Source organism: uncultured Tateyamaria sp., assembly GCF_947503385.1.
Taxonomy (GTDB): Bacteria; Pseudomonadota; Alphaproteobacteria; order Rhodobacterales; family Rhodobacteraceae; genus Tateyamaria.
In genome coordinates this window covers 160,860-180,009 of sequence record NZ_CANNDO010000004.1, presented here as the reverse complement: position 1 = coordinate 180,009, position 19,150 = coordinate 160,860, and the positions used below count along the sequence as shown (strand labels likewise).

Annotated in this window: 18 protein-coding genes and 1 tRNA gene; 5 read left to right on the top strand and 14 right to left on the bottom strand. The window is 62.9% G+C overall.

All coding sequences use genetic code 11. The features are described from left to right. Positions 1–59: 59 nt before the first annotated feature. The 5 genes from Q1A85_RS14715 to Q1A85_RS14695 form a co-directional block, all read right to left on the bottom strand. On the bottom strand, positions 60–1,343 hold the full coding sequence (locus Q1A85_RS14715) for a TRAP transporter large permease (RefSeq protein ID WP_299690847.1): 1,284 nt from the start codon (positions 1,341–1,343) through the stop codon (positions 60–62). Continuing rightward, positions 1,343–1,906 (bottom strand): TRAP transporter small permease, encoded by a 564-nt coding sequence (locus tag Q1A85_RS14710; protein ID WP_299690844.1) that lies wholly within the window; start codon positions 1,904–1,906, stop codon positions 1,343–1,345. Before Q1A85_RS14710 ends, Q1A85_RS14715 begins: the two co-directional genes overlap by 1 nt. Before the next feature lie 66 nt (positions 1,907–1,972). Further along, complete coding sequence (locus tag Q1A85_RS14705) at positions 1,973–3,010, bottom strand: TRAP transporter substrate-binding protein (protein WP_299690841.1); 1,038 nt, start codon at positions 3,008–3,010, stop codon at positions 1,973–1,975. Positions 3,011–3,012: 2 nt separating this feature from the next. Next, entirely contained in the window at positions 3,013–3,846 is an 834-nt protein-coding gene (locus tag Q1A85_RS14700; RefSeq protein WP_299690839.1) for a putative hydro-lyase, read from the bottom strand. 84 nt (positions 3,847–3,930) lie between these two features. Continuing rightward, positions 3,931–4,806, bottom strand: a complete 876-nt coding sequence (locus Q1A85_RS14695) for a LysR family transcriptional regulator (RefSeq protein WP_299690837.1) — start codon at positions 4,804–4,806, stop codon at positions 3,931–3,933. Between the two features lie 123 nt (positions 4,807–4,929). On the opposite strand from Q1A85_RS14695, the gene Q1A85_RS14690 reads away from it, so the two are divergent. Then, positions 4,930–5,781 (top strand): YihY/virulence factor BrkB family protein, encoded by an 852-nt coding sequence (locus Q1A85_RS14690; RefSeq protein WP_299690835.1) that lies wholly within the window; start codon positions 4,930–4,932, stop codon positions 5,779–5,781. Here the strand turns inward: Q1A85_RS14690 and Q1A85_RS14685 are convergent. The 7 genes from Q1A85_RS14685 to Q1A85_RS14655 form a co-directional block, all read right to left on the bottom strand. Beyond that, the gene (locus Q1A85_RS14685; protein ID WP_299690833.1) at positions 5,778–6,707 is read right to left on the bottom strand and encodes an AEC family transporter; all 930 of its coding nucleotides are present in this window, start codon (positions 6,705–6,707) and stop codon (positions 5,778–5,780) included. The genes Q1A85_RS14690 and Q1A85_RS14685 overlap by 4 nt on opposite strands. A gap of 68 nt (positions 6,708–6,775) precedes the next feature. Continuing rightward, positions 6,776–7,579 carry an MBL fold metallo-hydrolase gene (locus tag Q1A85_RS14680; RefSeq protein ID WP_299690830.1) on the bottom strand — a complete coding sequence of 268 codons (804 nt, stop codon included), beginning with the start codon at positions 7,577–7,579 and terminating at the stop codon, positions 6,776–6,778. Further along, positions 7,576–8,376 carry a TatD family hydrolase gene (locus Q1A85_RS14675; protein ID WP_299690827.1) on the bottom strand — a complete coding sequence of 267 codons (801 nt, stop codon included), beginning with the start codon at positions 8,374–8,376 and terminating at the stop codon, positions 7,576–7,578. The genes Q1A85_RS14680 and Q1A85_RS14675 overlap by 4 nt, the downstream gene beginning before the upstream one ends. Then, positions 8,373–9,491 carry a DNA polymerase III subunit delta' gene (locus tag Q1A85_RS14670; RefSeq protein WP_299690824.1) on the bottom strand — a complete coding sequence of 373 codons (1,119 nt, stop codon included), beginning with the start codon at positions 9,489–9,491 and terminating at the stop codon, positions 8,373–8,375. Before Q1A85_RS14670 ends, Q1A85_RS14675 begins: the two co-directional genes overlap by 4 nt. Before the next feature lie 61 nt (positions 9,492–9,552). Further along, a complete protein-coding gene (tmk, locus tag Q1A85_RS14665) occupies positions 9,553–10,188 on the bottom strand; it encodes a dTMP kinase (protein ID WP_299690821.1) in 636 nt (211 codons plus the stop codon). Then, on the bottom strand, positions 10,185–11,336 hold the full coding sequence (locus tag Q1A85_RS14660) for a D-alanyl-D-alanine carboxypeptidase family protein (RefSeq protein WP_299690818.1): 1,152 nt from the start codon (positions 11,334–11,336) through the stop codon (positions 10,185–10,187). The genes tmk and Q1A85_RS14660 overlap by 4 nt, the downstream gene beginning before the upstream one ends. Before the next feature lie 18 nt (positions 11,337–11,354). Beyond that, positions 11,355–12,275 (bottom strand): SPOR domain-containing protein, encoded by a 921-nt coding sequence (locus Q1A85_RS14655; protein ID WP_299690815.1) that lies wholly within the window; start codon positions 12,273–12,275, stop codon positions 11,355–11,357. Positions 12,276–12,486: 211 nt separating this feature from the next. On the opposite strand from Q1A85_RS14655, the gene Q1A85_RS14650 reads away from it, so the two are divergent. Further along, positions 12,487–12,576, top strand: a tRNA-Ser gene (locus Q1A85_RS14650). Positions 12,577–12,629: 53 nt separating this feature from the next. On the opposite strand, the gene Q1A85_RS14645 is transcribed toward Q1A85_RS14650, so the two are convergent. Further along, entirely contained in the window at positions 12,630–13,640 is a 1,011-nt protein-coding gene (locus Q1A85_RS14645) for a LacI family DNA-binding transcriptional regulator (protein WP_299690811.1), read from the bottom strand. 127 nt (positions 13,641–13,767) lie between these two features. Here Q1A85_RS14645 and Q1A85_RS14640 point away from each other — a divergent pair, with 127 nt between their 5' ends. Beyond that, positions 13,768–16,038 (top strand): DUF1989 domain-containing protein, encoded by a 2,271-nt coding sequence (locus Q1A85_RS14640; RefSeq protein ID WP_299690808.1) that lies wholly within the window; start codon positions 13,768–13,770, stop codon positions 16,036–16,038. A 26-nt stretch (positions 16,039–16,064) separates the two neighbouring features. Here the strand turns inward: Q1A85_RS14640 and Q1A85_RS14635 are convergent, their stop codons facing one another. Then, entirely contained in the window at positions 16,065–16,982 is a 918-nt protein-coding gene (locus tag Q1A85_RS14635; protein WP_299690805.1) for a LysR substrate-binding domain-containing protein, read from the bottom strand. Between the two features lie 110 nt (positions 16,983–17,092). Between Q1A85_RS14635 and Q1A85_RS14630 the strand changes: the two genes are divergently transcribed. Together Q1A85_RS14630 and Q1A85_RS14625 are read left to right on the top strand one after the other, a co-directional pair. Next, positions 17,093–18,136, top strand: coding sequence for a D-cysteine desulfhydrase (locus tag Q1A85_RS14630; RefSeq protein WP_299690802.1), 1,044 nt, complete (start codon positions 17,093–17,095; stop codon positions 18,134–18,136). Between the two features lie 40 nt (positions 18,137–18,176). Further along, a complete protein-coding gene (locus tag Q1A85_RS14625) occupies positions 18,177–19,142 on the top strand; it encodes a glycine betaine ABC transporter substrate-binding protein (protein ID WP_299690799.1) in 966 nt (321 codons plus the stop codon). The last annotated feature ends 8 nt before the right edge of the window (positions 19,143–19,150 follow it).

Genomic DNA, 19,150 nt, shown 5'->3' with positions numbered 1-19,150 from the left:
GCCGGCACGTTTGTGTTACAGCGAAAAAGGCGTTGGTTCAGGTCAGTGGGCGCGCATGATCAGTACACCAGCGACGGCAGCCACAGTGCCAGTTGCGGGAAGGCCAGCAAGATCGCCAGCATCACGAACATGGTCACCACGAAGGGCAGCGCACCCTTGATCACGTCCATGATCGGCCCGACCTTGCGGATGCTCTGCACCACGTAAAGGTTGATGCCGATGGGCGGGGTAATCAGCGCGGTTTCCAAGAGCACCATCAGCAGGATGCCGAACCAAACAGGGTCAAAGCCAAGCGCCACCACAATGGGCGTGATCAGCGGCGCCATGGTCAACAGCATTGACAGCGTCTCCATAAAGCAGCCGATCAGGATCAGCACCGCAACAATCATCAGCATGGTCTGCATCGGGGTCCAGCCAAGGCCGGTGACAAAGTCGGTCAGCGCCTGTGTCAGGCCGATGATCGACAGGACAAAGTTCAGGAATACGGCGGCAATGATGATCAGCATGATCATGGCGGTGGTGCGCATCGTCCCTTCGATCGCCTGCCGCATCATGTCCACGGTCAGCTTGCGGTTCAGCGCAGCCAGACCCATGGAGGCGACAACGCCCAAGGCGGCCGCTTCGGTCGGCGTGGCGAGGCCCGCGTAGATCGAGCCGACGACCACCATAAAGATACCCAGCGGCGGGATCAGGGCGGGCAGGGCGCGCAGACGCTCGCCCCACGTGTGGCGCAGCTGCGCGCCGCCCCATTCGGGCTTGATCATGCAGGCGACAATCACCGTCGCCATGAACAGCGCGGCCAGCAAGAAGCCAGGGATGAAACCCGCCAGGTACAGTTCGGGCACAGAGGTATTGGTGAGCAGGCCGTAGAGGATCAGGTTGATCGACGGCGGGATCAGGATGCCCAGCGTGCCCCCGGCAGCGACAGTGCCCAGAAACAGCGGCTCGTTATAGCCGCGCTTTTCGATTTGCGGCACGGCGACCGTGCCGATGGTGGCAGCCGTGGCCACGGACGAGCCCGAGGTGGCCGCGAACAGCGCCGAAGAACCGATATTCGAATGCATCAGCCCACCTGGCAGCCAGCCCAGCCATTTGACGATGCCGTCATACATCCGTTCGGTGATGCCCGCGCGCAGCAGGATTTCACCCATCATGACGAACATCGGGATCGCCACGAGCAGGAAGTCGGTCGAGGTCTGCCACGCCATGTCCGAGATCGCGCGGTGCAGCGGCATGGGGCTGTCGGTGTATTGCAGGATCAGGCCCAGCCAGCCCAGCGATGCGGCGATTGGCACAGCCAGCGCGATCAGCGCCAACAGGATAAGGAGCGTCTTGGTCAGCATCAGACAGTCTCATCCTTGATCTGCTCGTCCAGGGATTTGACCCCAATGAGGTCCTGAACGCCGCTTGGATCGCGTTGCAGGTATTTGACGATGGCCGCGACCGCGATCAGCACACCGGTAAAGACAAAGAACATCCATCCGATCAGCCAAGGGATTTGCGGGATGGCGAGGGGCACGCGCATCGGCGTGATCGACCGCGAACCATGTTGGAGCGTGTCGCCGACCATGCTCCAGACCATCCAAACGACAACCAAGGCAAAGCCGATCAACAGAGCGTGGCCAAAGAGGTTCAAAAACGGGCGCAACCCGTGGGGCAGAACACCAATCAGGGCATCGACCCGAATATGCGCGCGCTCGAACAGCGCATAGGAAAACGCCAGCGCCGTGGCCACACCAAACGCATAACCCGATATTTCATCCGCGCCGCCAAGCGATACATTGAAAAGTTTGCGCAGGATCACTTCGAGCGTCACCAGAAAGGCGGACAGAACGATGAGGGTGCCGCCCAGCCATGTGAGCCACAGGCTCAGCTTGCGGGTGCTGGCAAGGAGGGTGTCGAGCATATCGGGAAACTCCGTGAGGGCAAAAGGGGCAGCGGGGGAGAGCGCGCCGCCCCTTTTTCCGGCAGCTTAGTTGGCGGCCGCCGTCAGGCCGAGGATCGGACCAACGGTTTCGTTCCAGTTCGCGGCACAGTCTGTGCCGCACCGTTCCGCCCAGCGGGCCAGCACAACGTCTGTGGCGATCTTGTCGCGCAGGGCGAGGTCTTCGGCACTGGGTTCAACCAGCACCATCGAACCGGGATCACCCACTTCGCAGGCACCGCCTGTGATGCAGGAAATGGCCACTTCGTCCTCGGTCGCGGTTTCGGCCCACATGGCGTCGTTCAGCGTCGCAATCTCGGTCTGCAAGAGGGCCTGCTGATCGGCGGACAGGCTGTTCCATTTGTCCATGTTCATCGCCCCAAAGGCGAGGCCCCAGCCCACGCGCAGCGTATAGGCATGTGTGGCGACTTGGTTCCATTTGGCGGTATAGGCCGACATTGTGCCGGTGATCGCACAGTCCACAACGCCCTTTTCCAGCGCCGGGATCACTTCGGAGAAGGCCACCGTGACAGAGGTGCCGCCGACCCCTTCGACAAAATCGCCAAGGGTGGTGGAATAGACGCGGATTTTCTTGCCATCGAGGTCCGCGATGCCGTTCACCTCGCCGTTGCACCACAGCGTCTGGCTGGGGAACGGGTAGAGCATCAGCAGCTTGGCGTTGTAAATGTCGGCAAACGCGTTCTCAAGCGTGTCGAAATAGGCCTCCGACACCTTGCGCTGGGTGTCGATGTCCTGCGTCAGCGACGACAGGTCCGCGCCTTCGAAGATGGCGTTTTCCGCCGCCACATAGCCCGGCAGTCCAAAGGCGAAATCAAACACACCGTTCTTGACGAGGCGCATGATCTCGAACCCTTTGAGGCCCAGACCGGATTGCGACTGGATCTTGCCAACGATGTTGCCGCCCGACGCCTCATTGAGGCGCTGGTTAAAGAACGGCTCTTCGTGTTTTTGGAAATTCGTCAGGCTGGACCATGTGCCGACAGCACTCAGGACCACCGGGCTTTCTGCAAACGCGCCGGAGGCGCTGATCGCCAGAGCCCCGAGGGCGGTTGTAAGTTTTTTCATTTTCACTCTCCTGTTGGTGATTTTGTTGTGGTTAGAACTGTGAATTCGGCGTCGTCGGGGACGTCGGTGATCAGCATATGCCCGGGCTTGTGCGTGATGCAGATCGGCAGCCGCGCTTCCATGACAGCGGATTGCGGCGTGACCCCGCAGGCCCAGAACATGGGCACCTGTCCTGCGCCGATGGGGGCGGGATCGCCCCAATGTGGCGCGTCCAGATCCGTGATCCCGATGGCTGCGGGGTCGCCGATATGGACCGGGCCGCCATGGGCCATGGGAAAGCGTTTCGAAATCGCGGTGACGCGGTCCACATCGGTTTCGTTGATGGCCCGCATACTGACAACAGTCGGCCCACCAAACGGACCTGCGGGCACCGTCATGATGTTTGACCGGAACATGGGCACGGTCGTGTTGTTGTCGATGTGCCACACGGGAATGCCTGCATCCTGCAACGCATGTTCGAACGTGAACGAACACCCCAAGGCAAAGGCCACCATATCGTCGGTCCACAGCGCGCTGATATCGGCAAGCGTCGCGTCCAACATACCGTCACGGTAGACGTAATAGCCGGGCAGGTCGGTGCGGATGTCGATGTCCCCGCCCAGCGTCGTCATCATCGGGTTGCCGGTGTCGGACACGCCCACAAGGGGGCAGGGCTTGGGATTGCGCTGGCAAAAGCGCATGAAGTCCAGCGCGTGATCGACCGTCAGAATGGCGAGGTTGGCCTGCAACGTCTTGCCGCCCAGCCCTGCGGTGTGACCACAATAGGCACCCGCGCGGATCTGTGCGCGCATATCGTCGGTTGCGAGTTTTTGCAGACCTTCAAAGGCAATGGCCATATCCGTCCCCCGGTTTTGGGCACGGTCCTCTGCCGTTGAAATAAAATCCAATAATGATTTTTTGGCCTAAGCTATAGAAATTTCCTATAACTCTTTGGCTGCAATGGCTTGCGCGGTTTTTGCCGCTGCTTCGATGACGTAATTTCTTGGCTCGCCGATGTAAGAGGCCGAGAAATTGAGCGGCGAAGGCGCGACACCGGCATCGAATTCCACCAGTTTGCCCGCCTCGACCATCGACCGGCCAAGCGCCTTGGGCAGTGCACCGACGGCCAGCCCGGCCTCGACCATGCGAAAGCATGACGATAGCGACGATGACGGAAACAGGGTGATGTCCGGCCCGAACCGGTCAAAGAGTTTGGCCCTGAGTTCGCGGAACGGGCGTGTGTTGCGGGCGTAGGTCGCGATGGGCGTCGTGCGCAGATCCACATCGCGCCCTTCACCGGCGGCGCGAAACCAGACCAGCTCGACGCTGGGCAATTCGATGTTGTCGACTGTGAAATCCGAGATGGGGCCAAGCAGGATCGCCAGATCGACCTCCCGCCGCAGCAGCTGTTCGCGCAGGTTCAGAGAGATATCAACGCTGATCTCGATCTTGAGGTTGGGAAAATCCTTGTGCAGTGCACCGATGAAATCCGGCAGCCAGCTTTGGGCGATGGTTTCCGACACCCCGATCCGCATCAGGCGGTCCACACCGGCGGCATCCATCACGTTCTCTTCGACCATGTCGCTGAGTTGCTGGAACTGGGCTGCATATTGCAGCAGCATGTCGCCGCGTTTGGTCAGGCTCATTCCCGTCGCGGTGCGGTCGAACACCTTGGTGCCAAGGCTGGCCTCCATCGCTTTGATCCGGGACGTCGCGGTGGGCTGCGTCAGGTTCAGCGCCTCCGCGGCACGGCTGACGCTGCCGTAACGGGCGACGGCGAGAAAGGTCTGGAGATGTTCAAGTTTCAGTCGGGACACGAGACGCACTAGACAGGGTTCGGACGTGGCAGGCAACGGTGAACTGCGGTCGCAGACGCGCCGCGCCATGCCCCGTTGCATGGCTGTGTCCGCTGAGGCAAGTTTGGCCAAACAGGGGGCATCATGACGGATCAAGGCCTGACAGGTGCGCGCAAGCCGGTGATGCGGCTTTGGGGCGTTTTGCAGCGGGTTTGGAACCTGATCGGGGACAAGAACCTTGGGCTGATCTCGGCGGGTGTCGCGTTCTGGGCCATTCTGTCAGTCTTTCCGGGACTGGCCGCGACCATCGCGCTGTGGGGCGTGATTGGTGATCCTGAACTGGCCTTGCAGCAACTGGCTGCGTTTCAGGCTGTGTTGCCGGGGGACGTTTATACCCTGATCGCCGGTCAGCTTGATGCGCTCTCGACCGCAGATGGGCTGACCCTGGGGTGGGCGTCGGTTCTGTCCTTTGTTCTGGCGTTGTGGTCGGCGCGGGCCGGGGTGGCGGCGCTGATCCAAGGGTTGAACGCGATCCACGGGGTGCCGAACCGGTCCGGTGTGGCACATGCCGCCCGCGCTCTGTTCCTGACCTTGTGTTTGATCGGGGTCGTTCTGGTGGCAATGGCGTGCATCGTGGTGATGCCGGTCGTGCTGGCGTTTTTCCCGCTGGGTCCATGGGCGTCGGCGGGTGTGGAGGCGCTGCGCTGGGGCGTCGGCCTTGCCGTTTTGCTGGTCGGGTTTTCGTTGCTGCACCGGGTCGGGCCAAACCTGCGCACCCGAATGCCGGGAATGGTATCAGCCGGAACCGTCTTTGCCGCCGCCGGGTGGGTTGCCGCCTCCGTTGGGTTTTCGATCTACCTGCAGAATTTTGGGACCTATAACGAGGTTTACGGATCCATCGGTGCGGTGATGGCAATGCTCATGTGGCTGTTTTTGAGCGCGTTCATGGTGCTGCTTGGGGCGGCGTTGGATGTCAGCCTGCGGCAGGTGACCTAGCCTAGCACGATGAGCCACATCCAAGCCGTCAGGAGCGATGCCCCCGTGGCCACCAGCACGGACGAAGCCGCCACGCGTTTGGCCCGGCCATACATGTTGGCAAAGATATAGGCGTTCACGCCCGGTGCCATGGCCGCCGTCAGCACCCCGGGTTTGAAGGTCTCAGGCGGGACCGACAAGAGGCTGCCCAAGGCAAAGGTGATGGCCGGATGCACCAGCAGCGAGATGCCGCAAACCATTGCAATCACGCGCGCGTCGCCTTCGGGCCTGTAAGCGACCAGCACGCCACCCAATGCAAACAGTGCCGTGGGCAGGGCCGCGCGAATAACCAGATCAAGCCCGTCCCGGATCACGCCGGGCAGGGTTATCCCGGTGAGGTTAACGACAAAACCCGCCAGAATGGCCAGCACCAGCACGTTGCGGAACATGGCCCGGATCACACGACGCGCGGTGTCCAGAGGTGCGCCCCCGCGGTTGCGCGCAATCTCCATCGCGGTGATGCCCAGCCCGTAGCAAAAGGGTGAATGAAAGGCGATGATGGCAAAGGCGCCTGTCAGCGCTTCGGCCCCGTAGGCACGTTCATTGATGGCAAGGCCCAGCAGAACCGAGTTGGAAAACAGGCAGGCAAAGCCGATGGCGACGCTGTCTTCGACGTCGCGGCCAAAGAGATGCCGCGCGCCCAGAAACCCCAGCGCAAAGCTGGACGCGGCCCCGACGTAAAAGCTGCCCAGCAGGCGCAGGTCCAGCCCGTGGGACAGGTCGATATTTGCGATGGCGGAAAACAACAGGCAGGGGATCGCGAAATGCTGCGAGAATTTCATCAGCGCGTCCACGCCGGCCTCGGGGAAAAGCTGTCGCCAGACGGCAACATAGCCAAAGCCGATGACCAGAAAAACGGGCAGGATGACGTCGAGGAGGGCCTGCATGATCGGGCCTTTGCTTGGGCGCGGAGGACGGGAGCCTCCGGCGGGAGTATTGATCAAAGAGAAGAAGGTCAGGGGGTGGGAAAGGTGAGGGTCATTCCATCATAGGCGGGTTCGATGTGGTCAGGTGTTTCGGCCAAGAGCGTCGCATAGTCGAGGTCGATATGCATGTTGGTGAGGATCGCCCGTTTGGGCGCGGCGCGGTCGATCCATTCGAGGGTTTGCGCAAGGTGGCTGTGCGTCGGGTGCGGGTCGCGGCGCAGCGCGTCCACGATCCAGCAGTCGAGATCTTGCAAGGCGTCCCATGCGGCATCGGGGATGTCGGCCACATCAGGCAGGTACGCCAGATCGCCGACGCGAAAGCCGAGCGCGTCGATGCTGCCATGGCCCACTTCGAACGGCCTGAAGGTGATCGGCCCGCCGGGGCCGTCGATCACCGTGTCCCCGTCGATGGTGTGCAGGTCAAGGATGGGCGGATAGGGCGAGCCCGGTGGTTGGTGAAACACGTAGCCAAAGCGCCCAAGCAGGTCGTTCTGCGTGGCACCATCCGCCCAGACCCGCAGCCGTTCACGCATGTTGAAGACGACCATGCGCAGATCATCGATACCGTGCACATGATCGGCATGGGCGTGCGTGTAGATCACGCCATCGAGCCTGCCGATATCGGCCCCCAGCAATTGATTGCGCAGGTCAGGGGAGGTGTCGATCAGGGCGATTGTGGTTCCGTCCGGCCCCCCCCGTTCGACCAGCATGGAACAGCGCTGGCGGCGGTTTTTGGGGTTCGCCGGATCGCACGCGCCCCAGTGACCACCCAAACGCGGCACGCCGCCGGAGGAGCCACAGCCCAGAATCGTAAACCGTAAGCTGTCGCTCATGCGGCGGCCTCGAAACGGGCTGCCTTGGTGAAGAGCCGGTCAAAATTCTGTTGTGTGCGGTCTGCGAAATCGGCGTAGTCGAGGCCAAAGACCCCGGCACCCACGCGCGCGGTGTGGGCTGTATAGGCCGGTTCGTTCCGCTTGCCCCGATGGGGCGGCGGGGCAAGGTAAGGCGCGTCGGTTTCCACCAGAACCCTGTCGACGGGGGCAGCGGCGAAGATGTCGCGCAACTCCTGACTTTTGGGAAAGGCCGCGATGCCGGACATACTCAGATAAAAGCCCAGATCGAGGGCGGCGCGGGCCAGTTCCGCGCTGGAGGAAAAGCAGTGCATGACGCAGGTATAGGCGCCATTCGCGTGCTCTTCGGTCAGGATGCGGGCCATATCTTTGTCGGCGGCGCGTGCGTGGATGATCAGGGGCAGCCCGGTGTCGCGCGCGGCGGCGATGTGAATGCGCAGCGATTGCTGCTGCACGTCCGCACTGTCGGATGTGTAGTGGTAGTCGAGCCCTGTTTCCCCGATGCCTACGCATTTGGGGTGCTGTGCAAGCCGCACCAGTTGATCGACCGATGCCATGGGTTCGTCCGCGGCGCTCATCGGGTGGGTGCCTGCTGCGTAAAACACGGGCGCATGTGCTTCGGCCAGGGCGCGGACTTGTGGTTCGAGACGCAGTTTGGTGCAGATGGTCACCATGCGCGTGACGCCAGCGGCGGCCGCATCTGCGATGATCTGAGGCAACTGCCCTTCGAAATCGGGAAAGTCGAGGTGGCAGTGGCTGTCGGTGATCTCTGGGGTCATTGCGAAGGTGCCGTCGCTGAGAGCTTGAACAGCGTATCTAGGACGAGGGCGGCAGGGTCAAGATTGACCGCCCGGCCATGGCGTGCCCGGTCGAGCGCCGTTTGCGCCGTGTCGGCCCATGCGCGGGCTTGCGGGGCGTGCGGGGCAAGGCGGCTCAGAATGGCCGCTTCGTTTGGCGCGGCCTCGGTTGCCGGGGGGGTGCCCGTGGCACCCGTGCGGGCCAGTCGGGCCAGCGCGATGTCGAGCAGGGTGTAGAACAGGTCCAGACGGGCCTCGCTGCCGCGCGCTGCGGCGGCCTCTGCCACGGCCAGAGCGCGGGGGCGGTCGAGCCGGGGCATGGAGCCCAGAAGGGCGATGATCTCAGCATAGAGCTTTAGCCCGTCCTGAAGGGCAAGGCGCATGGCGTCACCGACCGATCCGCCGCTGAGTTCCGCGAGGGCTGCGGTTTGCGCGGCACTGTCGATGCCACCCTGCGCCATCGCAGCGGCCATATCATCAGGTGTCAGGCTGCGCAGGCGCAGCGTGCGGCACCGTGATCGGATGGTGGGCAAGAGGCGGCTGGGCTGGTGGCAAACGAGCAGGAGCGTGGTGCGCGCGGGCGGCTCTTCGAGCATCTTGAGCAGCGCATTGGCGGCGTTCACGTTCATTTCGTCCGCTGCATCAATGATGACCACGCGACGGCCACCATCGGTGGCCGACAGTTGAAAAAAGCTGCCAAGCGCGCGAATATCATCCACGACAATCTGGTCGCGCAGTCGCTTGGTCTTGTCGTTCTCGGTACGGTGCACGGATTTCAACCCCGGCTCCGCGCCTGCCGCGATGCGGCGGGCAATGGGGTGATCGTCCGGGATGTCGAGGGTCGTGGGCGCGGGCGCGCCGAACATATCGTTGGGGTCCGGGTCAGGCGTGGCCAAAAGGAAGCGCGCAAGTCGCCATGCCAGCGTGGCCTTGCCCACTCCGCGCGGTCCGGTCAGCAGCCACGCATGGTGCAGACGCCCGGTTGTGAACGCGTCAAGAAAGGCGGCCTGCGCGCTGTCCTGCCCAATCAGGCGGACGGTGTCGCGCGGGTGCGGTGCGCCGGGGACGCGTGTGGGATCGGCTGTGTCGTCGGACATGAGACGGGGTGTAACACCGCCGCCCGCCAGGGGGCCAGCCCCCTGGACCCCCGGAGTATTTTCAAAGAGAAGAAGTGAGGTGCGATTGCGCCAAAGCGTGCACGTCATGCGCCACGATTTCGATCGGGCGGCCACCGTCGATGGTGTGAAAACGGTGCGGGAATTCTTTTGCCAAGCCCAGAAAACCGGCGCGCATCTTCTGTTGCAGGTCCGTGCCAAAATCCTCGAACCGTTCTTCTACGCCCTGCCGCCCCTTGGCGCGGGCGAGGCCAGTTTCGGGGTCCATGTCGATCAGAATGGTCAGATCGGGTTCGCGCCCGATCATCAGATCGTGCAATTGGTCCACTGTGGCGCGCAGATCGCCGCGGCTCAGCCCCTGATAGAGGCGCGTGCTGTCCGCAAAGCGGTCGCAGATCACGATCTTGCCAGCAGAGATGGCGGGCAGGATCAGACGCTCCATATGGTCGCGCCGCGCGGCGGTGAAAAGGAGCAGTTCGGTTTCCGCCGACCAGCGGTCAGGATCGCCTTGCAGCACGAGGGCGCGGATTTCCTCGGCGCCCGGACTGCCACCCGGCTCGCGGGTCAGCACGACGTCGTGGCCTTCTGCGCGCAGCCGTTCCGCGAGCAGGCGGGCTTGTGTGGATTTGCCGGAGCCGTCGATGCCTTCGAAGCTGATGAATGCGCCTTTTGCGCTCACGCACCATCCTCGCTTGTGACTTGCGTGATCAGGGCTTTGGCCGCGGTGGACACTTTGGCGAGGAAACCGCCATGGGCCACGTCGGTTTCGGCCACCAGTTCGAACCGTTGTTCCGGCAAGCCTTCGGGTTGCACAACCAGTTCGGCCAATGTGGTGCCCGCGGCGATGGGGGCCTGAATGGGGCCGGTATAGACCACTTCGGCGGCGACACTGTCGCCGGACAGGACCGGCAGCAGGACAGAGATGTCTTCGGCCGGAACCAGTCCCACTTGCGGCTCGGCCCCTTCCCACACGGCGGCGGTGGCGACGCGCACGCCGCCCTTGGCGATGGTGCGTTCGGCAAACTGGCGGAAGGCCCAGTTCACGATGGCTTCGGATTCCTGCGCGCGGGCGGCCGTGGTGTCGAGGCCGGAGACCACGAATACGACCCGGCGGTCCCCCTGTTTGGCCGACCCGGTCAGGCCATAGCCCGCCTCTTGGGTGTGGCCGGTTTTGAGGCCGTCAGCACCGATGCCGAGGGTCAGCAGGGGATTGCGGTTGAACCGGTTGGCGCTTTCCTTGGTGTCAAACAGGAACTCGGTTTCCGCAAACATCGGGTAGTATTCCGGATAGTCCTCGATCAACCGCGTGGCCAGCAGGCCCAGATCGCGCATTGACATGCGATGGCTCGGGTTCGGCCAGCCGCTGGAATTGGCGAAAGTGGAATTGGTCATGCCCATTTCCTGCGCCCGGCGCGTCATCAGGCGGGCAAAGCCACCTTCGGTCCCGTCGGGGCTGAGCGCCTCGGCAATGACGACGCAGGCATCATTGCCCGACAGCACGATGATGCCGCGCACCAGATCCTCCACCGTGACCCGCTCGCCCTGTTGCAGGAACAACGTGGAGCCGCCGAAACTGGCGGCATGAGCGGAGACGGCCAGCGTGTCGGTCATGCTGAGTTGCCCGCGTTCCAGTGCCTCGAACGCCATGTAAAGCGTCATCAGCTTGGACATTGATGCCGGGGGCAGGGGGGTGTCCGCATTCTTGTTCAGCAACACGGTGCCGGTGGTCTGGTCAACCACATACGCCGCCGACGCGCGGGTCTCAAACGCGGCGGCGGGCAGGGTGGAGGCGATCAGCAAGGCGGTGGCGGCAAGGGTGCGGATCACGGGAAAGGCTCCTATCGGTCAGTTGGACACGGCATAGGCATCGGTAAAGCCTTCTTCCTTGACCTTGTTCAAGAGCTGACCGCGCTCTGCGCTGGAACTTGCCGGCCCAACAACCACGCGCCAGAAGGTTTTGCCATCGCGTTCAAAGGTCTTGGTCACCGGCACGATGCCCGCGTCGCGCATCCGGTTGGAGGTGCGTGTGGCGTTGGCCTCGATCGAGAAAATGCCGATCTGGATAAAGGGCTTGGACAGGTTAGACGCAGCGGGCCGCGTGGTTGCGGCGGCCTTGATCGGTTGTTCCGGCGCGGCGGCGGGCTGGATGCCGGTGGACACCGCAGGTGCGGGCGTCGGTGCATCAAGGGCCGCGGCAGCGCTCGCGATGGGATCAAGCGAGGTGGTGGCAATTGCGGCAGGGGCCTCGACCGCGTCGACCTCTTCGATGTCAGTTTGCGCCGCGTCGATCGGTTGTTCGACCGCGACGTCTTCCTTGCGCAGCGCCGTCACGTTGAGCTCGGCCGGTGCGCCCGCCAGCATCCCCAGCGCTTCGGCGGCGTCTGAACTGATCTGTAGGCGCGGGCCGGGAATGTCGCGTTCGCGGCGGAAGAGGGCGCCGACCACGAATTTGTTGTTGGTGGCATTGCGGATGATGACCCGCTCGGGCTCGCTCACATCGGGGTGCGCGACCCAGACACCGCCCAGCGACGGGCGACCGTCCCACAGTCCCGCTTCGGTGGCGGAGAACACATCGGGCGCTTCGACATCGCGTTCGACGGTTTTGATTGGCGCGCCCGGTTCGGGGGTGCCTGCAGTCTCGGTGTTCGACTGGAAGGCCTGCATGGCCACGAACTGCCCGTTCTCGTCACAGCCTGCCAGAAGGCTGAGGGCCAGAACGGCTGCGACGCTGCTGCGCATGGTGGATTTCGAGAATGATCTGCTCATGGACCAAGTCCTTGCCTGCTGTTGCCTGTGGTGGCCGTTTTTTGGCCAAGTGCCTTTACGACACCGTTTTTTCCCGTCGTTGCGGGTTGATTTGTCTGTAGCATAGCGGGTCGGGAGACATCTGAAAAGGATACGGGGAACTTTTCGGCAAATTTCCCCGGGCATTGGCATATTTGCCGAATCGTGCGGGCGGCCCTAAAGCGGGGGCACCGGAGGTTTGGCAGAGTGGTCGAATGCGGCGGTCTTGAAAACCGTTGGGCGTGAGAGCGTCCCGTGGGTTCGAATCCCACAGCCTCCGCCACCATCCATTTGAATTGACTTGTGTTGGCGGTGAGGCGTCTTGCGATGTCGCGCTTAGAGAATGCGGGCTGTGGTATCGCGCTGGATCACGCCGGTGTGCAGACGCACCGATGCAGGGCGCGTGCCGGTGTTGAGCCAATCTGCGACCGCTGCGGCGGCGTGCAGGCCCATGTCCCCGACGCTGAGTGTCACGCTGGTCAGGGGCGGGTGCATGAACCGCGCCGCGGGCAGGTCCTCCATCCCCATGATCGACATGTCTTGGGGGACGCGCAGGCCACGGCTGTGCAGCGCGTTGAGCGCACCGAGCGCGATCACGTCCGAGAAACACAGCACGGCGGTGGGACTGTTGGTCTGCTCCAACAGTCTGTGGATGCCGGTGTGCCCGCCTTCGACCGAAATCGGGACCTCGACGTAATCGAATGTGATCGCTGTGCTTGCGTCTTGCAGCGCGACTTTGCGCCGCCGCATCCGGTCATTGGTTGCCGTCGGCCCGTGCAACACCGCAACCCGCCGGTGCCCGAGCGCGGCCAAGTGATCCGCGGCCTGAAGGGCAGCGCGCTGGTTGTCATAGCCGCAGGTCGGTATCGGCCCGCTGTCCTCGTAATGTGACACGGCGACGATGGGGATTTGTGCGCGTTCCAGCAGATCATAAAGGCCATCCGTATGGGACATGCCGACTACGATCAGCGCCTCGGCCCCCAAGGCGACCAACTGTTTTGCCCGCGCAAGTTCAATCGCTGGGTCATCACCTGTCTGCGCGACCATCAGGGCAAGGTGCCGGGCGGCCAGACCTTCCTCCAGACCGTCCACGACCCGCGCGTAAATCGCATTGTCGAGGGTAGGGATCAGCGCCGCGACCAAACCGGAACTGCCCCGGTTGATGGCGCGTGCCGCAGCAGACGGAACAAAACGGAGCTGTTCAATCGACGCCTCGACGCGTGCACGTGTCTTTGGGGCGACTGATTGGGGTGTGTTCAAAACCCGGCTCACCGTCGCGACAGACACACCCGCATGGGCCGCAACATCGCGCAGGTTGGTCCTTTTTCGGGCAGAGTTCCGCATCATGGGCACAAGCGTAAGGCAGGTTATTGACAGACGTAACCAGTTTCACCCACGATGTAACTAGTTACAGGCTCCTCAAAAGTGGCTCTCGCCCATGGAAAATGCGCTGCTGGAATTTCGTAATGTCGGGATGGACTCCCGGTTTCGCGCGTTTCCTGGTTTTCCTGCGCCGTCTCAGGCGGAACATCACAAGCTGTCGCCGCGCGGTGCCCTTCGCATCGCACTGGCGCTGGGCGATTTGCTGTCGGTGTCCGGCGACGCGGCCACCCTTGCGGTGATCGCTTTTGACGCGCGCGGGCGTTCTGCATTGGGTGCATTGGGCCTGACCGGCACGCGTCCGGTGTCCGGTCTGCCATTTGACGATCAGGCATATTTGGCGTGGGTGCAGGCAAAAGGCGGCACGACAGATGATCAAAGGGCAGCACTGATCGAGGTTGATGGGCGGATCATTCTGAAAGCCGGAGCCGAATGCAGTGTGTGGGTTGTTCTGCCGACACCGCCTGCGCAGGCAATCACCGGCGACACCATGGCGACCCTGTCCGTGTCGGTCAGCCGTGCTGCGCACACAGTACGCCTGCCAGAGCCGTTGGGGCAGGTGGCAGACGCGTTCACCGTACCGCGCGGCACGGCCAGGGCCTACAGCCTTGCACGCGGCGACATTGTCCAGATCATCGATGTCGAAGGGCAGCAATGTTCGGATTTCATGGCGTTCCGCACCGACAGCCTTGACTGTGGTCGTGTGGCCATGATCGACAGCACCGCCACACGGTCCATGGTGCGCCAGCCCTATCCGCAACCGGGTCTGCTGGACAAATTCTTTGATGCGGATGCGCGGCCCATGTTGCAGGTGGTGCAGGACACGTGCGGACGGCACGACACGTATGGGCTGGCCTGTACCGCGCGCGGATATGCGGACCGCGGCTTTCCGGGGCACCTCAATTGCTCGGACAATATCTCGGACGCGATGGACCCCTACGGCATCGCCCGCCGTCCGGCTTGGCCCGCGATCAACTTTTTCTGGAACACATGGGTCGATCCGCGGTCCGGTCACATCCTGACAGAGGAAAGCCATTCGCGCCCCGGTGATTACGTGGCCATGCGCGCGCTGTGCGATCTGGTCTGCGTGTCCACCGCGTGCCCGGACGACATCGACCCGATCAATGGCTGGAACCCGACGGATGTCCATGTCCGGATTTACAAACGGAACGCACCCATCCCGCGCGCCGTGGCCTACCGCGCCAAGGAGGATGCGCCGATGACCCTCAGCCGGGAAAGCGCGTTTCACCGCCGCACCGCTGCGTTGACCCAAGATATGGCGCCCGCGCGTGACCTGTGGCTGCCCAACACCTATCCGTCGACCGGAACGCTGGGTGAATACTGGGCCTGCCGGGAGCGGGTCACCGTGCAGGACATGAGCAGCTTGCGGAAATACGACATCGTCGGGCCGGACGCGGAGACGGTGCTGCAACAGGTGCTCACCCGCGATCTGTCGCGCCTTGCGCAGTGGCGCGGCACCTACGCGCTGATCTGTGACGACACCGGGGCGGTTGTGGACGATGGCACGCTCTTTCGTCTTGGTCCGCAGGTGTTTCGTTGGTGTTGCGGGTCCGAGGAAAGTGCCCGCCGGATCGAGGCGCATGTCGCTCAGACCGGACAACAGGCCCGCCTGACAGACATGAGCGATACGCTGGCAAACCTTGCGCTGCAGGGGCCGAAATCGCGCGATGTGCTGGCGCAGGTCGTCTTTACCCAGCCGCATGTGCCTGCGCTGGAACAGCTGAACTGGTTTGGCGTAACGATTGCCCGTTTGGGGGATCGCGATGGCGCGCCTTTCATGCTGTCGCGCACCGGCTATACCGGCGAACTGGGTTACGAGGTTTTCTGCGCCCAGTCGGATGCCGTGACGATTTGGGATGCGCTGATGGAGGCGGGGCAGGCTCATGGTGTGACCCCCATGGGCGGTGCCGCACTGGACATCATCCGGACAGAGGCCGGGTTTGCCGCGCCGGGTGCGGAATTTGCGCCCGGTGTGGACGCGATGGAGGCGGGCCTGGGCTTTGCGGTGGATTTCAGAAAGGCCAGCTTTGTTGGCAAAGCCGCGCTGGAGCGCAATGCCGCAGCACCGCGTCGCGTGTTGACGGGGCTGATGTTCGGCGGTGACGACGTGCCTCACCACGGTGCGCCGGTCTTTGCGGGTGAGCGTCACGTGGGGCAGGTTACGTCCGCGACCCGTTCTCCGATGCTGGGGCACGGGATTGCCATGGCGCGGCTGGCCATCGAGTTTTCCGAAACCGGCGCGGCGCTTGAGGTTGGCATGATGGATGGGCGCATGAAACGGCTTCCCGCGGTTGTGGCCACAGTCCCGTTTGTGGACCCCAAACGAGAGCGGGCACGCGCATGACGCCAAGGGTTCGGATGTCGCAACGCTCAATCCGTCGTGACAAGCGGTGCCGCGTCGCGCGGGGCAAGGAAGGACCAGATCGAGCGTGTCATGCGGTTCGTACGCTCGGGATTGCGCAACAGGCGTATCTCGAGGGGCACTTGCCAGTCTTGCGCGCCCGTACACATCAGGTGGCCTGCCTCGATGTCCGGGGACACAAGGCTGCTGGGCAGCCACGCCACGCCGTCGCCCGCGCGCGCTCGTATACGCAAAGCGCCCGCCATGGAGTTTTCATAGACCGTGTGCAGGCGCGAAGTCAGCCCGTGCTTGGCCAGCATCGGTTCGAGCAGCGCGCCAATCGGTGCTGCTGCGCCAAACCGCAGAAACGGCATTTGCACATCTGCCGCATCGAACCGGAACAAGGGCGCGCCGTCGCCGTCAGGTTTGCACACCGGGATCAGGCGATCATGCCCGATGACGATGCCTTCGACGTCGGGCGCATCGGATGCGCCCGGCCCCGCATAGGCAATGACATAATCCACATCTCCCCGTTTCAGATCACGCAGGCAATTGGGCAGATCGTCGGCCCGCAACCGCGACAATACTGGCCCATAAGCCGTTTCCAGCGATTGCAGCCAAGCAGGATAGAAACGCCAGCCGATGGAATGCTGCGTCGCAAAGGTAACCACGTATTTGTCCGGCAGGGCCATCGCCGCGCGAATCTGGCTGCGTTCGTGTTCGATGCGCGTCAGCGCCTGCAATCCCGCTTCGAGAATGCGTGTTCCGGCCTCGGTCAGTTGCACGGGCTGGCGGGATCGGTCCACAAGAAGCGCGCCGACCCAAGCCTCAAGCGATTTGATCCGCCGGGACAAAGCAGGCTGGCTGAGATTGCCAAGGGCTGCGGCTTGCGAAAAGTTTCCCGTTTGCCGCAGCCGTTCGAGATCGCGAAACAGAGTCGTGTCCATTCTTTGGGAGGCATAATGCAAAAAATGCATAATGTCATTCGCACATGACATTGGAGCGGGCGGGGGATTTGCGGCACACTTCGACGCGACACTCACATCAGGACATAGCCATGGCTGACACAGACACACTGACGCGCCCGGTCTCGCGGATTGATTTCGACCGTTTTCCGAGAACCGCGTTGTGCCATCAGCCCACCGCAATCGAGGCGATGCCACGCCTGTCCGCGCATCTGGGCGGTCCTGCATTGTTTCTCAAGCGTGACGATTGCACCGGCCTTGCCACGGGCGGCAACAAAACCCGTAAGCTGGAGTTTCTGGTTGGAGCGGCCATCGCCGAAGGGGCCGACATGCTCGTCACGCAAGGGGCCGTGCAATCCAACCATGTGCGCCAGACAGCGGCGGCGGCCTGCAAGGTTGGCATGAAATGCCATGTGCTGCTGGAACGCCGGGTGCCTGACCGGGATGCGTCCTACGAGGTGACGGGCAATGTCCTGCTCGACACGCTTTTCGGGGCAACGCATGAATTTCGCCCCGCCGGGCTCGATATGAATGCCGAAGGTGAGGCGGTGGCCGAGGCGCTGCGCGCCAAGGGACACAAGCCCTATTTCATTCCCGGCGGCGGGTCGAACCCGACCGGCGCGCTGGGCTATGCCAATTGCGCACAAGAGATTGCCGACCAGTGCGCGGCGGACGGTCAGCGCTTTGACTGGCTGGTGATGGCCACGGGCAGCACGGGGACACAAGCGGGACTGGTCGCCGGTTTCCACGCCATGGGTTACGACCTGCCGGTGATGGGTGTGAGTGTCCGCCAGCCCCATGACCGTCAGGTCGCCGCTGTGCACGGCCTGACCCAGCGCACGTTGGAACATCTGGGCGCGGGCAGCATCGACAAGGACCGTATTCTGGTCGACGACGGCTATGTGGGCGAAGGCTACGGCATTCCCGCACCGTCTACTTTTGAGGCAATCCATATGACCGCGCAGCAGGAAGGCGTGCTTTTGGATCCGGTCTATTCGGCCAAGGGCATGGCAGGCTTGATCGGATTGATCCGGCAGGATTTCTTCAAGCCGACCGACCGCGTGCTGTTTCTGCACACAGGCGGGGCGACAGCCTTGTTTGCTTATGAAGATCAATTGCTTGCATCGCTCACTTAATTCGACGCCTCAACGGCGCGTTACAACAGAGGAGACTACCATGAAGACAACCCTGAAATCCCTGAGGCTTGCCACCGCCGTCAGCGTGTTTGCGCTGCCTGCCTTTGCCGCCGAAGAGGTCGCCATCGGCGTGCCATCGTGGACCGGTGCGCAGGCCATTGCGCACGTATTGGGCGAAGTGGTCAGTTCGCGCATCGGCGGGACGGTCGAGTATGTGCCGGGCAACAACGCGACGATCTTTCAGGCGATGGACCAGGGCAAGGGCGACATCGACGTCCACCCAGATGTCTGGCTCCCGAACCAGGAAAGTTTTACCAACAAATATGTGGACGAGGCGGGCACCGTCACGCTGTCGTCCAATCCCTATCAGGGCAATCAGGGCTTCTGTGTCACGAAGGACTTTGGTGAGGCCAACAACATCACGGACATCACCGATCTGGGCCGCCCGGACGTGGCCGCGCTTATGGACAGCGATGGCAACGGCAAGGGCGAGATGTGGATCGGCGCGCCCGGCTGGGCCTCGGCCAACGTGAACGAGGTCAAGACCCGCGATTACGGTCTTCTTGATTTCATTGAACCCATCCGCGCCGAAGAAGCGGTCAAGACCGCGCGCATCAAGGACAGTGTCGCCAAGGGCGAAGGCTATGCTTTCTATTGCTACGAGCCGCACGCCGTGTGGTTCATGTTCGACGTTCAGATGCTGACAGAGCCGACATATGACCCCGCGAAATACGTGATGGTCCAGCCGTCGGACGATGCGGATTGGTACGAGAAATCCATGGTGGCGTCCAAGGATGCGCTGAAGGATGTGCAGATCGCGTGGTCCAATTCGCTGGCGGACCGGTCACCGGCAATTGCCGAGTTCTTTGCCAACTTCCAGCTTGAAGCGGGCGATGTGAGCCAACTGGCCTTTGAGATCAGCGCCAATGGCCGCGACCCGGCAGAGGTCGCCAAGGAGTGGGTGAACGCCAATTCCGAGCGCGTCGACAGCTGGCTCGGCCTCTGACGACACAC

Bases quoted from the DNA above. Each gene is read 5' to 3' on its own strand.
- Q1A85_RS14690 (WP_299690835.1), top strand. From the start codon at position 4,930: ATGACGGATCAAGGCCTGACAGGTGCGCGCAAGCCGGTGATGCGGCTT.
- Q1A85_RS14645 (WP_299690811.1), bottom strand. From the start codon at position 13,640: ATGATGCGGAACTCTGCCCGAAAAAGGACCAACCTGCGCGATGTTGCG.
- Q1A85_RS14635 (WP_299690805.1), bottom strand. From the start codon at position 16,982: ATGGACACGACTCTGTTTCGCGATCTCGAACGGCTGCGGCAAACGGGA.
- Q1A85_RS14670 (WP_299690824.1), bottom strand. From the start codon at position 9,491: ATGTCCGACGACACAGCCGATCCCACACGCGTCCCCGGCGCACCGCAC.
- Q1A85_RS14625 (WP_299690799.1), top strand. From the start codon at position 18,177: ATGAAGACAACCCTGAAATCCCTGAGGCTTGCCACCGCCGTCAGCGTG.
- Q1A85_RS14710 (WP_299690844.1), bottom strand. From the start codon at position 1,906: ATGCTCGACACCCTCCTTGCCAGCACCCGCAAGCTGAGCCTGTGGCTC.
- Q1A85_RS14675 (WP_299690827.1), bottom strand. From the start codon at position 8,376: ATGACCCCAGAGATCACCGACAGCCACTGCCACCTCGACTTTCCCGAT.
- Q1A85_RS14705 (WP_299690841.1), bottom strand. From the start codon at position 3,010: ATGAAAAAACTTACAACCGCCCTCGGGGCTCTGGCGATCAGCGCCTCC.
- Q1A85_RS14630 (WP_299690802.1), top strand. From the start codon at position 17,093: ATGGCTGACACAGACACACTGACGCGCCCGGTCTCGCGGATTGATTTC.
- Q1A85_RS14640 (WP_299690808.1), top strand. From the start codon at position 13,768: ATGGACTCCCGGTTTCGCGCGTTTCCTGGTTTTCCTGCGCCGTCTCAG.
- Q1A85_RS14655 (WP_299690815.1), bottom strand. From the start codon at position 12,275: ATGAGCAGATCATTCTCGAAATCCACCATGCGCAGCAGCGTCGCAGCC.
- Q1A85_RS14715 (WP_299690847.1), bottom strand. From the start codon at position 1,343: ATGCTGACCAAGACGCTCCTTATCCTGTTGGCGCTGATCGCGCTGGCT.
- Q1A85_RS14700 (WP_299690839.1), bottom strand. From the start codon at position 3,846: ATGGCCATTGCCTTTGAAGGTCTGCAAAAACTCGCAACCGACGATATG.
- Q1A85_RS14680 (WP_299690830.1), bottom strand. From the start codon at position 7,579: ATGAGCGACAGCTTACGGTTTACGATTCTGGGCTGTGGCTCCTCCGGC.
- Q1A85_RS14685 (WP_299690833.1), bottom strand. From the start codon at position 6,707: ATGCAGGCCCTCCTCGACGTCATCCTGCCCGTTTTTCTGGTCATCGGC.